The sequence below is a fragment of the Ruixingdingia sedimenti genome (assembly GCF_031432425.1).
GTDB classification, from domain to species: Bacteria; Pseudomonadota; Alphaproteobacteria; order Rhodobacterales; family Rhodobacteraceae; genus Ruixingdingia; species Ruixingdingia sedimenti.
On the sequence record NZ_JAVKPH010000107.1, the window covers coordinates 1 to 1,429 of the forward strand.

General features: G+C 68.4%; 1 protein-coding gene. It reads left to right on the plus strand.

Annotated features, from left to right (window positions below):
* A partial coding sequence (locus tag RGD00_RS23270) for a flavodoxin domain-containing protein (RefSeq protein WP_310459611.1) occupies window positions 1–1,390 on the plus strand: 1,390 nt, incomplete at its 5' end.
* Window positions 1,391–1,429: the final 39 nt, after the last annotated feature.

Below are 1,429 nucleotides of genomic sequence, written 5' to 3' on the forward strand. Positions count from 1 at the left end.
GATATCTGAAACCATCTACATGCTGCATACCGGGCAGGGGGCCGCATCTCTCGGCCTCGTGCTGGGTGTGCTGGCGCTCGGCGTGCCGGCAATGGGGGTGAGTGGTCTTGTGCTCTGGTTCGCGGGGCGGCGGTCAAGACCGCGTCTCCGTGGCAATCATCCTGCAAACGGCGCTGCGACCATCCTGCTGGTGGGCTCGGAGGGCGGCAGCACCTGGGGTTTCGCTGCGACGCTCCAACATGCGCTGACCACGGCGGGCCAGCATGTTCATGTCGCGCCAATGTCCGGTTTCGAGCCGGCGCGCTATCCGCAGGCCGAACGGTTCGTCATTCTCGCCGCCACCTGGGGCGAGGGACAGGCTCCCGCCACGGCGAAGGGGTTCATTGAACGCCTCGCGGCGCTGGAATCTGTCCCTGAGGCCCCGCTTGCGGTGCTTGGTTTCGGCGATCGCAGCTTTCCCGCGTTCTGCGCGTTCGCCGATGAAGTCGGGAGTCGGGCTGCTGCCAAAGGCTGGGCGCAATTGATGCCCTTCGACACGGTCGATCGCCAGTCGCCGCAGGATTTCGCCCGCTGGGGCCGCGCCCTGGGGGCGGCGCTGGGGATCGAGCTTACGCTCGAACATGTGCCAACCCCGCCCGTGACGGGGCGGCTCACCCTGATCTCGCGCCGTGATTACGGGGCGGAGGTGCAGGCGCCGACCACGATCCTGCGCTTTGCCCTACCCGAGGCGACGTTTTTGCAACGGCTGACAGGTCGGGGGTTTGGCCGGTTTCAGGCCGGTGATCTCCTCGGCGTTCTGCCCGAGGGTGCGGATCTGCCGCGCTTCTACTCGCTGGCCTCCGGACGGCGCGACGGGTTCGTCGAGATCGTGGTGCGCAAGCATCCCGGCGGCCTCTGCTCGGGTCAGCTTCTGGCGCTGAAGCCGGGCCAGGCGATCCGCGCCTTCGTCCGGCACAATCCGGCTTTCCATGCCGCAGCAGGACGCTCGCCGCTGATCCTGATCGGCGCCGGCACCGGCATCGGCCCGCTTGCGGGCTTCATCCGGGGCAACAGCCGCAAGCGGCCCATCCATCTGGCCTTCGGGATGCGCCACCCCGACAGCGATTTCCTGTATCGCGACGATCTGGCCGGCTGGCAGGTCGATGGCCGTCTGACGCGATTGACCACCGCGAACTCGCGCGGGGCAAAGCCGCGCTATGTCCAGGACGCGCTGCGGGCCGAGGGCGCTGAACTGATCCGGCTGGTGCACGAAGGCGCGCGCATCATGGTCTGCGGCGGGCGCGACATGGCCTCGGGTGTGGCCGAGGCGCTGACCGACATCCTCGCGCCGACGGGCCTTACCCCGCTCGCGCTGAAAGCGGAGGGGCGCTATGCCGAAGATATCTACTGACCCGGGCCGCCACGCGCTGAACGGCCCGACCATGGGCAC